Origin of the sequence: Methanospirillum sp., assembly GCF_035560735.1 — an archaeon.
In the GTDB taxonomy this organism is placed as follows: domain Archaea; phylum Halobacteriota; class Methanomicrobia; order Methanomicrobiales; family Methanospirillaceae; genus Methanospirillum.
This window is the reverse complement of sequence record NZ_DATMYY010000320.1, coordinates 1-2,468: the sequence shown is the minus strand read 5'-3', so window position 1 is coordinate 2,468 and position 2,468 is coordinate 1. Positions and strand designations below refer to the sequence as shown.

3 protein-coding genes are annotated in these 2,468 nt (G+C 38.5%); all 3 read right to left on the bottom strand.

All coding sequences use genetic code 11. The annotated features are described in order from the left end of the window. Positions 1–47: 47 nt before the first annotated feature. A complete protein-coding gene (locus VN429_RS09370) occupies positions 48–1,571 on the bottom strand; it encodes a HAMP domain-containing protein (RefSeq protein WP_325632536.1) in 1,524 nt (507 codons plus the stop codon). Positions 1,572–1,619: 48 nt separating this feature from the next. After that, positions 1,620–1,841 carry a hypothetical protein gene (locus VN429_RS09365; RefSeq protein ID WP_325632531.1) on the bottom strand — a complete coding sequence of 74 codons (222 nt, stop codon included), beginning with the start codon at positions 1,839–1,841 and terminating at the stop codon, positions 1,620–1,622. Further along, the coding region (locus VN429_RS09360; protein WP_325632528.1) for a HAMP domain-containing protein at positions 1,838–2,468 on the bottom strand (631 nt) is incomplete at its 5' end. The genes VN429_RS09360 and VN429_RS09365, both read right to left, overlap by 4 nt.

Genomic DNA, 2,468 nt, shown 5'->3' with positions numbered 1-2,468 from the left:
ATCCTTAATATCCAAAATTATCCGGTTCAGGTAATCTGACGTTATAATTATCCATTATCCTCCTGATTCATGGCATTCATGATCTTAAATGCATTAATTAAACGTCTGAAAGACTCGACCAATTCCCCGATTTCACTATTCCGGGTTTCAACATTAATCTCGGTATTTAAATCACCCATACTAATCTGCTTTGCAATTTCTGTAAGTTTTTGAACCGGTCTTACATAATGTTCCATCAAAAAATCCAAGGTCTCTTCTGATTGCTCCTCATCCCCTTGTAACTGTGAATTTATGGCTTCCATAATTTTAAACGCATTTATCATCCGTTTGAATGAATCAGTCAACTCATCAATCTCTTCACAGGAGATCTTTTCTACATCTGCTTCAAGATCTCCCATACTTACACGGTTTGCAACCTCGGTTAACTGTTTAATAGGAATCAAATAATGTTTCAACAGAAAATTCCGGATCTTTTCTGACCTTATCAGCCTCTGATCAAGAAGGTCGATAATATGATCAATAGCATCCACCTGCTGATTGATCTTATCAGCAATAGTCTTCTCTACGTCATCTGTGAGTGTACTGATAATAGTGAGGGGATTTCGAATCTGGTCATTCAATGTAGATAGGGTTTCCATGTTGGTATTGATCTGGGAAATGGCATCCTTGATTTTTATATCCTGTTCCTTTCGATCGGTGATATCCCGGTCGATAATCAATACCTGGTGTTCATTCAGGATCTTGAGTCGTGCTTCGTAGTACTTTCTACGACCTGACAGAATATGCTCATACTCAAACTGACATAGATCCTTATCCTTAAGGGTCTGAGCAATCTTCTGTTGAAATACTTCAATCATTTCACTAGATAGACCAATGGTTCGGATGTTTTTCCCGACAAAGTCTATTTGGTCAGATGAAGATGACAGTTTTGGTATATGGGAGTCAAGGAATACTCCTTCATCAGAGATAATAAACATGATATCCGGAATAGCATCAAGAATTGTGCTATTCCGTTCCATGATCACCATGAGTTCCTGCTCTTTTTTGAGCAGTTCCTGGAAATTTCCACGTAGTTCCTGTTCTTTTGCAGTTAATTCTTCAGTCTTTACATGAAGTTCTTCATTAGACTGTTTCAGGTCATCCTCAATCTGTTTCCGTTCAGATATGTCTTCAATACTGCCTTCATAATATCTGACAGTACCGCTTTCATCAAAAAATGCTTTCCCGGTGTTTTTTACCCAGATATGAGTACCATTAAACTTGATGAGTTGTATCTCAAAGTTACGTAAAATCCCATCATGGTTCATAATCTGCATCCATTTTATCCGGGTATCTGGATGATAGTATAAGGCAGGTAGCGGTACTGCCATCAGGGTATCCCGATCAGGATATCCGAGGAGTTGTATTAAAGCAGAATTGAAATCCAGAAATGAACCTTCCGGGGAGGTTCGGTACAGACCAATCGGGAACGTTTCATAAAAGGATCTAAGTTGCTCATCTTCTACCATAGGGAGTTTGAATGGAGGTTTCTTCATTTTCTTGGTATTGGTTGAATGAACAGCATTAGTCATGATTTCAAGTATTCCCGTATCTCCCTATGCGAAAAAATAGAGAGATATTTATTTCATGGTCTTCAGATTTTCTTTGATCTTCAGGGCTGTTTCATCACCCAGCGTCTTCTTCACACCTTCGTAAATTAACTCTATCAGAGCATCCATATCGGCTTTGGTCAAATCTGCAGGTGATTTCTTCATCTTTATACAAACCTGCTTGAGAAAAATCGGTGCAGAAGGACCGATACTTTTTGCCAGGATGGTTGTTATATCGGTATCTAGACTCATTTTTCTTCCTCCTGATCTTCCTGCATAGAGACCATCATCTTAAAAGCATTGATCATCCGTCTAAAGGATTCAGCCAGATCATTAATCTCATCATTGGTGTGAACGTCAATTTTGGTTTGAAGATCACCCATACTTACTTTGTCAGCAATCTCTGTCAGTTGTTTAATTGGTCTGGAAATGCTCATGGCCATTATACATACGATGATAATGACGATGATCATGGTGATAATTGTAATCAGCAGTATAGTATTACTTGAACTCATGCTTTCTGTTGCAATTTTTATACTATTTACCGTCTGCTGAATCGAAGAATTGAGTTTTTGCTCGAGCTGTTTAGATGGTACAGTAAACTCTTCCATATAAGTCGTTGCAGAGGTCTGTAACATCACTCCATCAGCAGTTGGGACTCCAATGGGTTGTATGTACATGTATTTGGATCTGGTAACCCCATCTGGATCAGGCCAGTCATAATATCCGCCATTTGATGTTCCCTCCAGTGTCGGCTCAACTATTTTCCAAAATGACGGATATTTATCTGCAAATGAAGATGTGTCAAAATTGATTAACTGCGGATTAGTATGGAACCTGATAATGGAATTTTTACCATTGTATTCTACAGTACAAACG

What these genes read in the sequence shown, in the direction of transcription:
- VN429_RS09370 (WP_325632536.1), bottom strand. Translation starts at nt 1,571, where the DNA reads ATGACTAATGCTGTTCATTCAACCAATACCAAGAAAATGAAGAAACCT.
- VN429_RS09365 (WP_325632531.1), bottom strand. Translation starts at nt 1,841, where the DNA reads ATGAGTCTAGATACCGATATAACAACCATCCTGGCAAAAAGTATCGGT.